General features: G+C 61.8%; 13 protein-coding genes and 1 other RNA gene. 11 read left to right on the top strand and 3 right to left on the bottom strand.

Annotated elements, in window-relative coordinates; genetic code table 11:
* Positions 1-67: 67 nt before the first annotated feature.
* From E4631_RS18535 to E4631_RS18520, 4 genes are all read left to right on the top strand, one after another.
* On the top strand, positions 68-991 hold the full coding sequence (locus E4631_RS18535) for a metallophosphoesterase (RefSeq protein ID WP_133659378.1): 924 nt from the start codon (positions 68-70) through the stop codon (positions 989-991).
* A 28-nt stretch (positions 992-1,019) separates the two neighbouring features.
* Complete coding sequence (locus tag E4631_RS18530; RefSeq protein WP_133659377.1) at positions 1,020-1,370, top strand: cupin domain-containing protein; 351 nt, start codon at positions 1,020-1,022, stop codon at positions 1,368-1,370.
* A 17-nt stretch (positions 1,371-1,387) separates the two neighbouring features.
* An RNA gene (gene rnpB, locus E4631_RS18525) (RNase P RNA component class A) lies at positions 1,388-1,865 on the top strand.
* Between the two features lie 119 nt (positions 1,866-1,984).
* Entirely contained in the window at positions 1,985-3,148 is a 1,164-nt protein-coding gene (locus tag E4631_RS18520; RefSeq protein WP_133659376.1) for a sigma-54 dependent transcriptional regulator, read from the top strand.
* A 130-nt stretch (positions 3,149-3,278) separates the two neighbouring features.
* On the opposite strand, the gene E4631_RS18515 is transcribed toward E4631_RS18520, so the two are convergent.
* A complete protein-coding gene (locus tag E4631_RS18515; protein WP_240735064.1) occupies positions 3,279-4,292 on the bottom strand; it encodes an acyl transferase in 1,014 nt (337 codons plus the stop codon).
* Positions 4,293-4,445: 153 nt separating this feature from the next.
* Between E4631_RS18515 and E4631_RS18510 the strand changes: the two genes are divergently transcribed.
* Positions 4,446-5,012: a hypothetical protein gene (locus E4631_RS18510; RefSeq protein WP_133659375.1), complete on the top strand. Its 567-nt coding sequence runs from the start codon at positions 4,446-4,448 to the stop codon at positions 5,010-5,012.
* Positions 5,013-5,137: 125 nt separating this feature from the next.
* On the opposite strand, the gene E4631_RS18505 is transcribed toward E4631_RS18510, so the two are convergent.
* A complete protein-coding gene (locus E4631_RS18505) occupies positions 5,138-7,579 on the bottom strand; it encodes a thiamine pyrophosphate-dependent enzyme (RefSeq protein WP_133659374.1) in 2,442 nt (813 codons plus the stop codon).
* Positions 7,580-7,754: 175 nt separating this feature from the next.
* Here E4631_RS18505 and E4631_RS18500 point away from each other — a divergent pair, with 175 nt between their 5' ends.
* The 4 genes from E4631_RS18500 (at position 7,755) to E4631_RS18485 (ending at position 11,110) form a co-directional block, all read left to right on the top strand.
* Entirely contained in the window at positions 7,755-8,525 is a 771-nt protein-coding gene (locus tag E4631_RS18500) for a DUF1573 domain-containing protein (RefSeq protein WP_133659373.1), read from the top strand.
* A 113-nt stretch (positions 8,526-8,638) separates the two neighbouring features.
* Positions 8,639-9,160, top strand: coding sequence for a VOC family protein (locus E4631_RS18495; RefSeq protein ID WP_133659372.1), 522 nt, complete (start codon positions 8,639-8,641; stop codon positions 9,158-9,160).
* 121 nt (positions 9,161-9,281) lie between these two features.
* Entirely contained in the window at positions 9,282-10,436 is a 1,155-nt protein-coding gene (gene ald / locus E4631_RS18490; RefSeq protein ID WP_133659371.1) for an alanine dehydrogenase, read from the top strand.
* A 122-nt stretch (positions 10,437-10,558) separates the two neighbouring features.
* Positions 10,559-11,110 carry a DUF4833 domain-containing protein gene (locus E4631_RS18485; RefSeq protein ID WP_133659370.1) on the top strand — a complete coding sequence of 184 codons (552 nt, stop codon included), beginning with the start codon at positions 10,559-10,561 and terminating at the stop codon, positions 11,108-11,110.
* A 5-nt stretch (positions 11,111-11,115) separates the two neighbouring features.
* On the opposite strand, the gene E4631_RS18480 is transcribed toward E4631_RS18485, so the two are convergent.
* Positions 11,116-11,604 (bottom strand): type I restriction enzyme HsdR N-terminal domain-containing protein, encoded by a 489-nt coding sequence (locus E4631_RS18480; protein ID WP_133659369.1) that lies wholly within the window; start codon positions 11,602-11,604, stop codon positions 11,116-11,118.
* A gap of 238 nt (positions 11,605-11,842) precedes the next feature.
* Here E4631_RS18480 and E4631_RS18475 point away from each other — a divergent pair, with 238 nt between their 5' ends.
* On the top strand, positions 11,843-12,613 hold the full coding sequence (locus E4631_RS18475; RefSeq protein WP_133659368.1) for an AMP nucleosidase: 771 nt from the start codon (positions 11,843-11,845) through the stop codon (positions 12,611-12,613).
* Positions 12,614-12,747: 134 nt separating this feature from the next.
* Positions 12,748-14,409 (top strand): amidohydrolase, encoded by a 1,662-nt coding sequence (locus E4631_RS18470; protein WP_133659367.1) that lies wholly within the window; start codon positions 12,748-12,750, stop codon positions 14,407-14,409.
* The last annotated feature ends 11 nt before the right edge of the window (positions 14,410-14,420 follow it).

Here is a 14,420-nt window from a genome sequence, read left to right as displayed (position 1 = left end):
GCAGGAGCGTTGGGCCCGGCCCAACGCCATTGGCTGAGGCTGCCCAATCAGTAGACTACTACATAAGATGTACGACCTCATCGGCGACATTCACGGCCACGCCGACGAGCTGCGGGCCTTGCTCCACCACCTGGATTACCGGCCCGACGCGGCCGGCGTGCTGCGCCACGCGGGGGGTAGGCAGGTCATTTTTTTAGGTGACTACGTGGACCGCGGCCCCAAAATCAGGGAAACCCTGCAGCTGGTGCGTGGCATGGTGGAGGGCGGCGCGGCGCTGGCCATCCTGGGCAACCACGAGTACAATGCGCTGGCTTTCTGGCAAAAAGACCCGGCCGGCGGCTACCTGCGCCCGCACCGGCCCTGGCACATCAAGCAGCATTGGGCTACCATTCAGGAGTTTAGCACGCCCGAGCTGTACCGCGAGTGGCTCGATTATCTGGCTTGGTTTCAAACCCTACCCCTGCTGCTGGAGCTGCCCGGCCTGCGGGCGGTGCACGCCTGCTGGGAGCCGCGCCACGTGGCCTACCTACGCCACGAGCTGCCCGGCCTGCGCCTCACGCCCGACTATATGCTGCGGGCCAGCCGGCGCGGCAGCCCCGAGTACGAGGCAGTAGAAGTCACGCTCAAGGGCCGCGAGGTACGGCTGCCCACCGGCCTGTCCTTCGCCGATAAAGACGGCCACCGCCGCGAGTTGATGCGCGTGCGCTGGTGGCAAAACCCCACCACCGCCGCCACCTACCGCGACTACTACCTCGAAGACCTGCCCGAGCTGCGCGGCCAACCCGTCGAAATAAATAAGTTAGACCCCTGGCACTACCAGGACGAAAAACCCGTTTTCTTCGGGCACTACTGGCTGCGCGGCACGCCCCGGCTTTTGCAGCCCTACGCCGTGTGCCTCGACTACAGCGTGGCTCGTGGCGGCCAGCTCATCGGCTACCGTTGGGAAGGCGAGCAAACCCTGAGCGCCAATCACTTGACCTGGGTGCCGTAGTGCAGTCCTACCCCTCTTATCCTTTTCCATGACTCGTTCGACCCCCGCTTTTCGACCCGCTACCGACCTTACCTGGGAGAAGACAGCACCCGGCGTTCGCCGCACCTTGATAGCCTACAACGACGACCTGCTACTGGTGAAAATTGAGTTTGAAGCTGGCGCGGTGGGCACGCTGCACCACCACGCCCACAGCCAGATTTCGTACGTCGAAAGCGGTGAGTTTACCGTAACGGTGGGCGAGGAAACCCGCATTCTGCACGCCGGCGACTCGTTCTACGCCGCCCCCAACGTGCCGCACAGCGTGATGGCCCGGCAAGCGGGCACGCTGCTCGACTCGTTCAGCCCGCTGCGCGAAGATTTCCTACCCCCCAGCAAATAACCCCTACCTTTGTCCCCGCAGTGAGCCACCCCACCGCCGCGCCCAACGCAAATGCGGGCGGGGAGGAAAGTCCGGGCTACGCAGGGCGCCCTGCTACCTAACGGGTAGGACTGGCCAATCGGGCCAGGACAGCCAGTGCCACAGAAAATAACCGCCGAACGGTAAGTGAGTAAGTGAGTAATTGAGTAGCGTGTTTACCTGAACACCTTACTCAATTACTCACTTACCCATTTACCGAACTGGTAAGGGTGAAAAGGTGCGGTAAGAGCGCACCAGCGGCTGGGTGACCACGCCGGCTGGGTAAACCTCAGGGGTTGCAAGACCAAATAAGCGAACACGCAGGCGGCCTTCGGGCGGCCGGCACCGGGCGGCCCGTCCGGGTTCGCGGGTAGGTCGCTGGAGCCCGTCGGCGACGACGGGCCTAGATAAATGGTGGGGCCGCGCCGGGGGAAACCTTGGGGCGGACAGAACCCGGCTTATCGGCTCATTGCGTAATTTCGGCGGCTGCTTTCGCAAGAAGGCAGCCGCTTTTTTGTAGGGTAAGCTTTAGCTTGCCGTACTACCGCATTTTACGCCGGCGCTCGGCCGGCAAGCTAAAGCTTACCCTACACGCTATGCCCCGCATTCTCATCATCGACGACGAAAAGGCCATCCGCAACACCCTCAAGGAAATTCTGGAGTTTGAAGACTACCAGGTAGACCAGGCCGAGGATGGGCCAGCGGGGCTCGATTTATTGATTCAGCAGAAGTACGACGTGGTACTTTGCGACATCAAAATGCCCAAGATGGATGGCCTCGAAGTGCTGGAGCGCGCCCGCACGCTGGCCCCCGACGCGACGTTCATCATGGTGTCGGCCCACGGCAACATCGAAACCGCCGTGGACGCCACCAAGAAGGGCGCGTTTGACTTCATCGCCAAGCCGCTCGACCTCAACCGCCTGCTCGTGACGGTGCGCAACGCCTTGGAACGCACCAAGCTAACCTCCGAAACCAAGACGCTCAAGAAGAAGCTCGCCACCACCAAAGGCAACGAGATGATTGGTGGCTCGGCCGGGCTGGGCGCGGTGCGCAAAGCCATTGAAAAAGTTGCGCCCACCGATGCCCGTGTGCTCATCACCGGCCCCAACGGGGCGGGCAAGGAAATGGTGGCCCGGCAGCTGCACCAGCTCAGCCCGCGCGCCAACGGCCCGCTGGTAGAAGTTAACTGCGCCGCCATCCCGAGCGAGCTGATTGAGAGCGAGCTATTTGGCCACGAAAAAGGCTCATTCACTTCGGCCGTGAAGCAGCGCATCGGCAAGTTTGAGCAGGCCGACGGCGGCACGCTCTTTCTGGACGAAATCGGCGATATGAGCCTTTCGGCCCAGGCCAAGGTGCTGCGCGCCCTGCAAGAGCAGAAAATTACCCGCGTGGGCGGCGAAAAAGAGATTTCGGTGAACGTGCGCGTGCTGGCCGCCACCAACAAAGACTTGCTCCAGGAAATCGCCGATAAGAACTTCCGCGAAGACCTCTACCACCGCCTCTCGGTGATTCTCATCCAGGTGCCTTCCCTCAACGAGCGCCGCGAGGACATCCCCGAGCTGGTGCAGAAATTCCTGCAGGATATCGCCGCCGACTACGGCAACAAGCCCAAGAAAATCTCGGCCGACGCGCTCACCTATCTGCAAGGCCTCGACTGGCGCGGCAACATCCGCGAGCTGCGCAACGTGGTCGAGCGCTTGGTTATCATGAGCGACGCTACCATTGAGGAGGCTGATGCTAAGGCTTTTGCGGGCAAGTAGAATCCCGTTTGTCATTGCCAGGGCAACGAAGTGGAGCGCGGCAATCTTTTCTAATCGTTGGATTACTAGCCCCAACGTGAAGGAAGGATTGCCGCGCTTCACTTCGTTACGCTCGCAATGACAAACAGCCTTACACCAGCTGGCTGCACCCTCTTATATCGGAGTTATCCATCCGCCCCAACACCTCGAAGGCGCCGCCGTGATGCCGGCGGGCCAGGTCCTTGGTTTCAATGAAGGCGCAGCTGTCCACGTTGGCCAAGTCGATGACGTTGATGGCGCCCTCGGGGCGGTCGGCGGCTACGGAAAAGGGGTCGGCGGGGTCACGCAGCAGCACTTGCATCTGGGGCGGGCAGTAGAAGAGGCCGTGGCCGGGCGAGTAGGCCTGGCTCAGCAGCTCGGTCATGCCGTATTCGGAGTGGATGGGCGCGGGGCCGAAGGCGGTCTGCAATTCCTGGTGCAGCTCCTCGCGAATCATCTCGCGGCGGCGGCCCTTCATACCGCCGGTTTCGAGCACCACCACGTCTTGCAGCTCGTCCCTACCCCCGTACTCGGAGGCCAGGTCGAGCAGGGCGTAGGTGACGCCGAAGAGCATGACGCGGCGGCCGGGCTGCTGCTTGGCTTCGGCCAGCGCCCGCACCAGGCCGGCGTGGTCGCGCAGGAAAAAAGACGGCTGCGCCTGCCCCGACCGCTCAGCAAAATCGGCCACCATCGCCACCAACGACGACTCACCTTGCTCTAAATAGGAGGGCAGCAGGGCCAGAAACGTCCAGCCCGTGAGTGGGCCGTAGGCCGCCTCGAAGATGGCCGCCGCATTGGCGCGGTACAGGGCGGGGTCGCGCACGAGGTGGCGGCTGCGCTGCTGCAAGGTGGTGCCGCTGCTGCGAAATACCTCTTGCGGCTGCCAGGCGGCCGGCTCGGTGCGCACCTCCTGGGTTTTGAAAAACTCGATGGGCAGAAACGGAATATCCCCTACCCCCCGCACGGCGGCCGGGTCGCGGCCCAGGCCGGCCAGGTAGGCCGCGTAGGGCGGGCAGTGCGCCGCTTGGTGCTGAAACAAATGCAGCGCGGCGGCATCAAAATCGGCGGTAACTAGCTGGGTAAGGGCCTGGTAGTTGGGGCCCAGAAAAGAAGTGCGGAAACTCATAGCGAGCAACAAGGGTTAGGCAAAATACGCAGCCGGAGCTACTGGCAGCGGGCGGCTTACATTTACACCGGCACAACAAACCCCGGCCCCCTACGTTGGCAAGGCGGGCGGAAATAGGCGGGCCGGGCTTCCAATTTTTGACTGCGTTTGCGTATGAAATCGTTTCGACTTGTACTCTCATTGGGCGGGCTGGCGCTGCTAGCCACGGGGCTGGGCAGTTGCCTGAAGGCACCCGAATATTCTACTACCCCCTCCATCAGCAACAATAATGTGCGGGTGAAGCGTTACAAATATGCTGACCCCAAGCAGCAGCCCATCGACTCGGTTTTCATTACCATCAATTTTCAGGATGGCGACGGCGACCTGGGCCTGACGGCCGCCGAGAGCCAGGTGGCGCCCTACGCCTACCCCAGCATTTTCAACAATAACTACTTCGTCGAGCCTTTTCTGAAGGACCCCAAGACGGGTAAGTTCGTCTCAACGGTATCGCTGGGGCTGACGACTACGGGCGCCTATAATGGTCGTTTTGAGCACATTACGGGCCTCACCGATAGCAAAACGGCGCCTATTAAAGGGACCCTGACCCGTACCATTGCCCTTGGCTACGGCGACTTATTCACGGCCGGCCAGGTGGTGCGCTTCGACGTGCACATCGCCGACCGCGCCCTGCACCTGAGCAATACCATCCGCACCGACAGCATCGTGATTGCGCAGCTGTAGGGGGTAAGAGAAATTTTGAATAGAATCTTGTCATTGCGAGCGCAGCGTGGCAATCGCATCAGAACGAGTCGTTTGGGCATCGTTCTGATGCGATTGCCGCGCTGCGCTCGCAATGACAAACGAGGCTAATAAATGGCCGGAAACTTAGCCGGGTCCGACTCGCGCAGCATGTCGTAGGCCAGGTCGAAAACGTCCTCCGCGTTGGGCTTGGAGAAGTAGTCGCCGTCGGAGCCGTAGGGCGGGCGGTGGGCGTGGGCGGCCAGGCAGCGCGGCGGCGAGTCGAGCAGCTGGTAGGCACTTTGGCCATCGAGCACTTGCTGCATCATGTAGGCCGTAGCGCCGCCGGGCACGTCCTCATCGGCGAAGATGACGCGGCCGGTTTTGCGCAGGCTGTCGGCAATGAGCTGGTCGGTATCGAAGGGCAGGAGCGTCTGCACGTCAATTACTTCTACTGAGATATCGGCGTCGGCCAGCTGCTTGGCGGCGTCCATAACGATGCGGCACATCGAGCCGTAGGTGACGATGGTGAGGTCGGTGCCGGCGCGCAGCACCTCGGGCCGGCCGAGGGGTAGGGTAAACTCACCGATGTTGGCCGCCAGCTTTTCCTTGAGGCGGTAGCCGTTGAGGCACTCAATGACGATGGCCGGCTCGTCGGAGCGCAGCAGCGTGTTGTAGAAGCCCGCCGCCTGGGTCATGTCGCGCGGCACGCAGAGGTGAATGCCCCGAATGGCGCCGAGTATCATTTGGATGGGCGAGCCCGAGTGCCAGATGCCCTCCAGCCGGTGCCCACGGGTGCGCACGATGAGCGGCGCCTTCTGGCCACCCTTGGTGCGGTATTGCAGACAGGCCACGTCGTCGCTCAGCACCTGAATGGCATAGAGCAGGTAATCAAGGTATTGAATCTCGGTGATAGGCCGCAGCCCGCGCAACGACGCCCCGATGCCCTGGCCGATAATGGTTGCCTCACGGATGCCGGTATCGGTCACGCGCAGCTTGCCAAACTTCTCCTGCAAGCCCGCGAAGGCCTGGTTCACGTCGCCAATCTGACCCACGTCTTCGCCGATGGCGAAGATGCGCGGGTCGCGCTCAAAGTTGGCCGTGAAGCAGGCTTGCAGCACCTCGCGGCCATCGACCATGGGCGCGTCGGCGGCAAACTCCACCGGCACTTCGTCGATGTTGCCCACGGCCTCCTCGCTCTGGCTGAAGAGGTAGGAATTGTAGCGGTCGGCATTTTCGGCCTCGCACTGCTCCAGCAGGCGCTGGGCGGCGCGGCGGCCGGCGCTGGGCCGGTTGCCCCGAATCTGACGCAGGGCCCGCCGCAGCGTGCGCACAATGTCGGCCCGGATGGGCGTGACGTTGGTTTTCAGCGACTTGACCAGCTCGGCCAGCTCATTCTCGGCGCCGGCTTCGGCCACCATTTTGTCCAGAATTACCAGCGCTTCTTCGCGCTCCTGCTGAATGGGGTCGAAAAAGGCCGACCACGCGGTGGTGCGCGCCTGCTTGATAACGGCGGCGGCCGTTTTCTCGATTTGCGCCAGCTCGTCTTCCGTCCCTACCCCCTCCGTGAGCAGGTATTCGCGGAAGTGGGTCAGGCAATCGTGCTGCTCTTCCCAGCTCAGGCGCTCCTTGGGCTTGTAGCGCTCGTGCGAGCCGCTGGTGCTGTGGCCCTGCGGCTGCGTCACCTCGGTCACGTGGATGAGCACCGGCACGTGCTGGGCGCGGCACACGGCGGCGGCGCGCTGGTAGGTATCCACCAGGGTGGGGTAGTCCCAGCCACGCACCACAAAAATCTCGAAGCCGTCCTGGCCCTCGCCTTCGCGCTGGAAGCCGGCCAGGATGGCCGAAATGCTTTGCTTGGTAGTCTGATACTCAGCGGGTACCGAAATACCGTAGTGGTCGTCCCATACCGACATCAGCAGCGGAATCTGAAGCACGCCGGCCGCATTTATCGCCTCAAAAAACACGCCCTCCGAAGTGCTGGCGTTGCCGATGGTGCCGAACGCCACCTCGTTGCCATTCACCGAAAAGTCGGTAAACTGGTGCAGCTCGGGGTTTTGGCGATAAAGCTTGCTGGCGTAGGCCAGGCCCACGAGGCGCGGCATCTGGCCGCCGGTGGGCGAGATATCGGCCGAGGAATTCTTGGTCGAAGTCTGGGGCTTAAACTGGCCGTCGTCGTCGAGCAGGCGGGTGCCGAAGTGGCCGTTCATGGCGCGGCCGGCGGTGCTGGGGTCGGCCTCGGGGTCGGCGTGGGCGTAGAGCTGGGCAAAGTATTGCTGCCAGGTCAGCTCCCCGATGGCCACCATAAAAGTCTGGTCGCGGTAGTAGCCGGCCCGGAAATCGCCGTTCTGGAAGGCGCGGGCCATGGCCAGCTGCGGCAGCTCCTTGCCATCGCCAAAGATGCCAAATTTGGCCTTGCCCATAAACACCTCGCGGCGGCCGGCCAGCGAAGCGTGGCGGCTTTCCCAGCCGAGGCGGTAATCATCCAGCAGCTCGGCGCGGGAGAGGGACTGGTGCAGGGGGGCGGTGCCAGGAAGGGCTTCGGCCGGGGCGAGCAGCGTCTCAGACATAATTGAGGGTAATAAAGAAGTGGGTGGGTGGGAAAGGGGTAGGGCGGTGACACAAATTTACGAAATCGCGTGGGGGTGGGCCGTATATTTGTCTAGCTGGCTTCACTGGATGGAGTTAAGTATTTGTTACCCCGCATAATGGCTCCTTTCAGGGCCGGTTTTTTCACCTTCTCCCATGCGTATCGCTTCTACTCTCGTGCTGTGTATGCTGGCGCTGGCCGCCCGTGCGCAAGGCGTTATTACATTCGAAAGCACCGACCACGACTTCGGCAAAGTGCCCGAAGGCACGATGGCTACTTACGAGTTTCGGTTTAAAAACACCGGTAATCAACCTATTGTGATTGCCAATGCCCAGGCTAGCTGCGGCTGCACCACCCCGGAGTGGACCAAGGCACCGGTGCTGCCCGGCAAGTCGGGCGTCATCAAGGCGGTGTACAACAGCGCCGGCCGGCCCGGCGTGTTTGCCAAGACCGTGACCGTGATGAGCAACGCCAGCGAGGCCAGCAAAGTCCTCAGCCTCAAGGGCACCGTGCTTACCAAGGAGGAGCTGCGGGCCACCCTCACGCCCGCCCAGCTGGCCAGCTCGCCCAAGCTGGTGCTGGAGCGCGGCACCTACGATTTTGGCCGCATTGAGGCGGGTACGCAGCCGGTGGCGCGCATCGGAGTGCGCAACACCGGGCCCAAAGACCTGGTGCTGACCACCGTGTCGTCGCCGTGCTACTGCGTGGGCTACCGCGCGGTGCCCGCGCCCATCAAGCCCGGCCAGAGCGCCGTGGTGGAGCTGGTGTACTCGCAGCGCGCCGTAGGAGCGGCTACGGAAGTCGTCACGCTGGACTCGAACGATATGCACGGCGACACCAAGCTAACCCTCAAGGCCAACGTGGTGAAGGACTTAGTGCCCACTAGCCTGGTGAAAGAAAGCGGCTCATCGGTGCCGTTTAAGTAGCCTACCCCTCCTTATTGAACGTAAGCTCTGCCAAACCAGCAGAGCTTTTTTTCTGGGTTCATTATTGAATAATGTAGGTACATTACTTTTGCTCTTTCTCACTGCTTTTCTTTATGAACCCTACCCCCTCCCCCGGTGCCGAAGCCTACGTGGTGCCCGCTGGCACCAGCATTGGCCACATCCACTTGCAGGTTACGGACATGAAGCGCGCGCTGGCTTTTTACCACGACCTGCTGGGCTTTGAGGTGATGCTGGACATGGGCACGGCCGCGTTTTTGTCGGCCGATGGCTACCACCACCACATCGGGCTCAATATCTGGCACAGCCAGGGCGGGCGCCCGGCCCAGCGCCAGGGGGTAGCGGGCCTCTACCACGCGGCTATTTTATACCGCGACCGGGCCGGGCTAGCGGCCGTGGTGCGGCGGCTGATGCAGGCGGGCTACCCCCTGCTCGGCGCCTCGGACCACGGCGTGAGCGAGGCCATTTACCTCGATGACCCCGATGGTAACGGCCTGGAGCTCTACTGGGACCGCCCACGCGCCGAGTGGCCCACCACGCCCAACGGCAAGCTGACCATGTACACGCACCCGCTCGATATGCCGGGCCTGCTTAAATCAGTGAGCAATGAGCAGTGAACAAGGAGCAATTATGCTATGGCGGTAATTGCTCCTTGTTCACTGCTCACTGTTCATTGCCTAAGCGGCGGCCGTATCTTTACGGCACGTTTTACCCCTCCCTTTTCCCCTCCCCTGCCCCATGATTATCGGTGTTCCGAAGGAAATTAAGAATAATGAAAACCGCGTGGGCCTGACGCCCGCCGGTGTTGCCGAATTGCGCAAGCATGGCCACTCGGTGCTGGTGCAAGCAAGCGCCGGCGAAGGCTCGGGCTTTGCCGATGCCGAGTATGAGCAGGCCGGCGCCAAGCTGCTGCCGACCATTGCCGAGGTGTATGGGCAGGCCGAGATGATTATCAAGGTGAAGGAGCCGATTGCGGAGGAGTATCCGCTCATCAAGGAGAACCAGCTGCTGTTCACGTACTTCCACTTTGCCAGCGGCGAGGAGCTGACCCACGCCATGATTGAGCGCAAGGCCGTGTGCCTCGCTTACGAAACGGTGGAGCTGCCTTCGCGGGCCCTACCCCTGCTCATTCCGATGAGCGAGGTGGCTGGCCGCATGGCTCCGCAGGAAGGCGCCAAGTACCTGGAGAAGCCGCTCAAAGGCCGTGGCATTTTGCTGGGTGGCGTGCCCGGCGTGAAGCCCGCGCACGTGCTCGTGCTGGGCGCCGGCATCGTGGGCACGCAGGCTGCCAAGGTGGCCGCCGGCCTCGGCGCGCAGGTGACCATCATGGACATCAACCTGAATCGCTTGCGTGAGCTCGACGACTTCATGCCCAAGAACGTGGTGACGCAGTACTCGAACGAGTACAACATCCGCGAAGCTATCAAAACCGCCGACCTAGTAGTGGGCGCCGTGCTGATTCCGGGTGCCAAGGCTCCGCACCTCATCACCCGCGACATGCTCAAGACCATGCGCCCCGGCACGGTGCTCGTGGACGTGGCCGTGGACCAGGGCGGCTGCATCGAAACCTGCGAGCCGACGACCCACGAAAACCCGACCTTCATCATCGACGACGTGGTGCACTACTGCGTGGCCAACATGCCTGGCGCGGTGCCTTACACCTCGACCCTGGCCCTCACCAACGCTACCCTGCCCTACGCCGTGAAGCTGGCCAACCAGGGCTGGCGCGTGGCCTGCCTGCTCAACGAGGACCTGCGCAAGGGCCTCAACGTGGTGCACGGCGAAGTGGTGTACCAGGGCGTAGCCGACGCCTGGAACCTGCCGCTGGTGCCCGTAGAGTCGGTGCTGGAAGAGCGCTACGTGCTGGCTGGCAAGCAAGTCGCCATCTCATAAAGTAGCACCTGTGGCTGCCAGGAAGCCCCCCGAACGCATGTTCGGGGGGCTTTTTTAGGTAGCTGGGGCCGGGGCTAAACAAATCGGCCCGGCCCGGTGTACTCTTCCACCGCTTCAAGCTTATGCTATTTTCTTTTCTCCCTACCCTGCTCCTGCTGCTGGGGTGGCTTGGCCCCTACCCCACCGCGCAGCCGGGCCAGCCCATGCTCACGTATCCGGTGCCGGCCGGGGTGGCCAACCAGCTGTTTTACCTGCAGCGCGACCCCAATACCAATACCATCATCTACCAGCTCAACCTAAATGGCGGGGGCCAGTTGAATGAGGAAGAACCGATTAGCGTATTCTGGCTGCGCTACGACGAGCAGGGCCAGCGCAAGGACCTCAACTTTATTCAGCGCAAGTTTGCCTACGGCCTCACGGCCAAAAAGCTGGCCGCTGATAAGTACGAGCTAAAATTTGCCGCTTACGACAAGGTGCCCTTCTACCTCATGAAATCGAGTGTAGACAAGGCATATCACGTATTCACAGTGATTGGCAACAAGCAGATTGTACTCACCCGCGTGTACCTGCGCATTGAGGGCGGCACGTTTTGGGTGCCCAACGTGCGCTACATCGAGTTTAAGGGCTGGAACGCCGCCACTCACGAGCCAGTCGTGATGCGCGTCAACGTCTGAGAGCCCTACCCCCCCTGGGGCCGCTCACCGTCGGCCAAGGCGGCGGCCTGCGCATAGGTCGGGATTTCGGCCAGGCGCTCATTCCGCCCCTGCGCAAAGTCGACGCGCCAGCAGTAGTGCACCAAGCCGTTGCTGAGCAGCAGGTAGGGCGCGCGCATGGTCTGGTTGTAGGTGGCGGCCTGCTGGGCCACGGCGGGCGTAATGGCCACGCTGGGCCGCTTGCACTCCACCAGCAGCAGCGGCTGGCCGGTGGGGCCCAGGGCCACAAGGTCGGTGCGCTTCTGGCGCTGGTTGTAGCGGTGGCCGCGCTCCAGGCTCAGCAGGCCGCGCGGGTAGCCCAGGTGGGCCATCAGGTAGTGCGCCACGTGCTGCCGCACCCACTCTTCGGGGGTCAGCACCACGTACTTGCGGCGCAGCTCATCCCAGATTTCGGGAAGATTCGCTAAATTTTGCCTAATTTTGTGGTCGAAAGGCGGCAGGTCGAGCACTTGCATCACCTCCAAAGGTATGGGTTTGGTTGTCGCATTTCGTTGGGCTTTCTGCTCGTTGCGCCGCCGTACCCTACCGGGTAGGCGGCTTTTTTGTTTCTGACTGTCAATTGCCGTGGCTGTCATTGCGAGCCTGCGAAGCAATCGCACCAAAACGACGCCCAGACGAGTCGTGTGGGTGCGATTGCTTCGCAGGCTCGCAATGACAGACAAAAAATAACTTAATTCAACCCAAACACCCTCCATGAAGACCAAAGAAGACATTGTAAACAACTGGCTGCCACGCTACACGGGCGTAGCCCTCGGCGATTTTGGACAGTACATTCTGCTCACCAATTTCAGCAACTACGTGAGCATGTTTGCCGAGCAGTTTGGGGTGAAAGTGCACGGGCTCGACAAGCCGATGCAGTCGGCCACGGCCAACGGCATCACCATCATCAACTTCGGTATGGGCTCGCCGATGGCGGCCACGGTCATGGATTTGCTCTCGGCCATCAAGCCCAAGGCGGCCCTGTTTTTGGGCAAGTGCGGGGGCCTGAAAAAGACCAAGCTCGGCGACCTCGTGCTGCCCATCGCGGCCATTCGCGGCGAGGGAACTTCCGACGATTATTTGCCAAAGGAGATTCCGGCCCTACCCTCTTTCCGGCTGCAACGCGCTGTTTCTTCTATGATTAAGAAGCACGAGATGGACTACTACACCGGCACCGTGTACACCACCAACCGCCGCGTGTGGGAGCACGACGAGGAGTTTAAAGACTACCTCAAGCGCGTGCGCGCCCTAGCCGTAGACATGGAAACGGCCACCATTTTCGTGTGCGGCTTCATGAACGACATCCCGCACGGCGCGCTACTGCTGGTAAGCGATAACCCCATGACGCCCGAGGGCGTGAAAACGGCCGAGTCGGACTCGAAAGTGACGACCAATTTTGTGAAGCAGCACCTGGCCATCGGTATCGATTCGCTGCTGGAATTGAAGAATTCGGGCGAGTCGGTGAAGCACATGCGCTTCGAATAGGACCACTGATTAGCACGGATTTGACCGGATTTCACGGATTTTGTGGACGGTTTTAGGCAGCCCGTTCTCTGGCGAGAACGGGCTTAGCTTTGCCCATTGGTTTCGGGTTGGAACTTCGCATACTATTTTGTGCCATGCGCCTTATTTTTAAACTTGGTAGTACCCTGGCTTTTGGTCTTTCGGTTGGGCTAGGCGGCTGTCAGTCTCAGCGTGAGGCGGTTGACTTGTTGGTGACCAATGCCACGGTGTACACCGTGGACTCTACGTTTAGCAAGGCGCAGGCTTTTGCCGTGCGCGATGGGCACTTTGTGGCCGTGGGCACGGCGGCCGACCTGCAAGGCCGCTACCGAGCGGCGCAGACGGTGGATGCGCATGGGCAGTTTATCTATCCTGGCTTTTACGATGCGCACTGCCACTTTTACCGCTACGCGCTGGGCCTGCGCTCGGCCAATCTGGTGGGCGCCACCTCGTGGGCCGAAACGGTGGGCCGCCTTACTACGCACCGGCAGCAGCAGCCCACAGCGGCCTGGCTCACCGGCCGTGGCTGGGACCAGAATGACTGGCCCGGCCAGCGCTACCCCACCAAAGACACCCTGGACCGGCTGTTTCCGGATGTGCCGGTGCTCCTCGTGCGCGTAGATGGCCACGCGGCGCTCGTCAACCAGAAAGCACTTGACCTGGCGGGTGTTACGGCTGCCACCCCCATCAGCGGCGGCGTAATCGGGCGCGATGCGCAAGGCCACCTCACCGGCTTGCTCGTGGATAATGCCGTGAAGCTCGTGGCCGCTAAAATCCCCGAGCCCAGCCCGGCCGAGGCCGACGCGGCCCTGCTGGCTGGCCAGCAAAACTGCCTGGCCGTGGGCCTCACCAGCCTCGCCGACGCCGGCCTCAACAAGGAAGACATCGACCGCATGGCCGCGCTGCAACAGGCCCGCAAGCTGCACCTGCGCCTCTACGCCATGCTCAACCCTACCCCCTCCAACAAGGCGTATTACCTGCCGAAGGGGCCGTTTTTCAGTGATAACCTGACCATTAGCTCGTTCAAAGTATATGCCGATGGGGCGCTGGGCTCGCGCGGGGCGGCGCTGCTGGCCCCCTACACCGACCGGCCGCACGAGACGGGCTTTTTGCTGCAACACCCCGAGTACTACCGCGACCTGGCTAAGGAGCTGGCTGCCACGAAGTTTCAGATGAATACCCACGCCATCGGCGACTCCAGCAACCGGCTGCTGCTCGACATATACGGGGCGGCACTGGCGGGGCAAACCGACCGGCGCTGGCGCATCGAGCACGCGCAGGTGGTGAGCCCGCAGGACGTATCTAAGTTTGGGCAGTACCACATTGTGCCCTCGGTGCAGCCTACTCATGCCACTTCCGACATGTACTGGGCCGGCGAGCGCCTGGGTGCGCAGCGCCTCAAAACCGCTTACGTGTACCAGGATTTGCTGAAGCAATATGGCCAGCTGGCGTTGGGCTCTGATTTTCCGGTCGAGGATATTAATCCGCTCTACGGCTTCCACGCGGCTGTGGCGCGGCAAGATGCCAAGAACTTCCCGGCCGGCGGCTTCCAGATGGAAAACGCCCTTACCCGCCAGCAGGCCCTGCGCGGCATGACCACCTGGGCCGCCCACGCTGCCTTCGAAGACAAACGCAAAGGCCAGATAAAGGCTGGCATGCTGGCCGATTTTGTGGTGCTGGACACCGATTTATTGACCGCGCCCAACGAGAAGCTGCATGATTTGAAAGTGCAGCAAACTTGGATTGGCGGCAAGAATTTTTTTACGCGCAAGGATTAAAAAAAGAACGT

It is taken from the genome of Hymenobacter sp. UV11 (assembly GCF_004684095.1).
Lineage (GTDB): Bacteria > Bacteroidota > Bacteroidia > Cytophagales > Hymenobacteraceae > Hymenobacter.
Note: the sequence above shows the minus strand (reverse complement) of the source record. Positions and strands in the feature narration are given on the sequence as shown.

Coding starts and splice junctions, on each gene's coding strand:
- E4631_RS18500 (WP_133659373.1), top strand. CDS start 7,755: ATGCGTATCGCTTCTACTCTCGTGCTGTGTATGCTGGCGCTGGCCGCC.
- E4631_RS18515 (WP_240735064.1), bottom strand. CDS start 4,292: ATGAGTTTCCGCACTTCTTTTCTGGGCCCCAACTACCAGGCCCTTACC.
- E4631_RS18520 (WP_133659376.1), top strand. CDS start 1,985: ATGCCCCGCATTCTCATCATCGACGACGAAAAGGCCATCCGCAACACC.
- E4631_RS18470 (WP_133659367.1), top strand. CDS start 12,748: ATGCGCCTTATTTTTAAACTTGGTAGTACCCTGGCTTTTGGTCTTTCG.
- E4631_RS18485 (WP_133659370.1), top strand. CDS start 10,559: ATGCTATTTTCTTTTCTCCCTACCCTGCTCCTGCTGCTGGGGTGGCTT.
- E4631_RS18510 (WP_133659375.1), top strand. CDS start 4,446: ATGAAATCGTTTCGACTTGTACTCTCATTGGGCGGGCTGGCGCTGCTA.
- E4631_RS18505 (WP_133659374.1), bottom strand. CDS start 7,579: ATGTCTGAGACGCTGCTCGCCCCGGCCGAAGCCCTTCCTGGCACCGCC.
- E4631_RS18530 (WP_133659377.1), top strand. CDS start 1,020: ATGACTCGTTCGACCCCCGCTTTTCGACCCGCTACCGACCTTACCTGG.
- ald (WP_133659371.1), top strand. CDS start 9,282: ATGATTATCGGTGTTCCGAAGGAAATTAAGAATAATGAAAACCGCGTG.
- E4631_RS18495 (WP_133659372.1), top strand. CDS start 8,639: ATGAACCCTACCCCCTCCCCCGGTGCCGAAGCCTACGTGGTGCCCGCT.
- E4631_RS18480 (WP_133659369.1), bottom strand. CDS start 11,604: ATGCAAGTGCTCGACCTGCCGCCTTTCGACCACAAAATTAGGCAAAAT.
- E4631_RS18535 (WP_133659378.1), top strand. CDS start 68: ATGTACGACCTCATCGGCGACATTCACGGCCACGCCGACGAGCTGCGG.
- E4631_RS18475 (WP_133659368.1), top strand. CDS start 11,843: ATGAAGACCAAAGAAGACATTGTAAACAACTGGCTGCCACGCTACACG.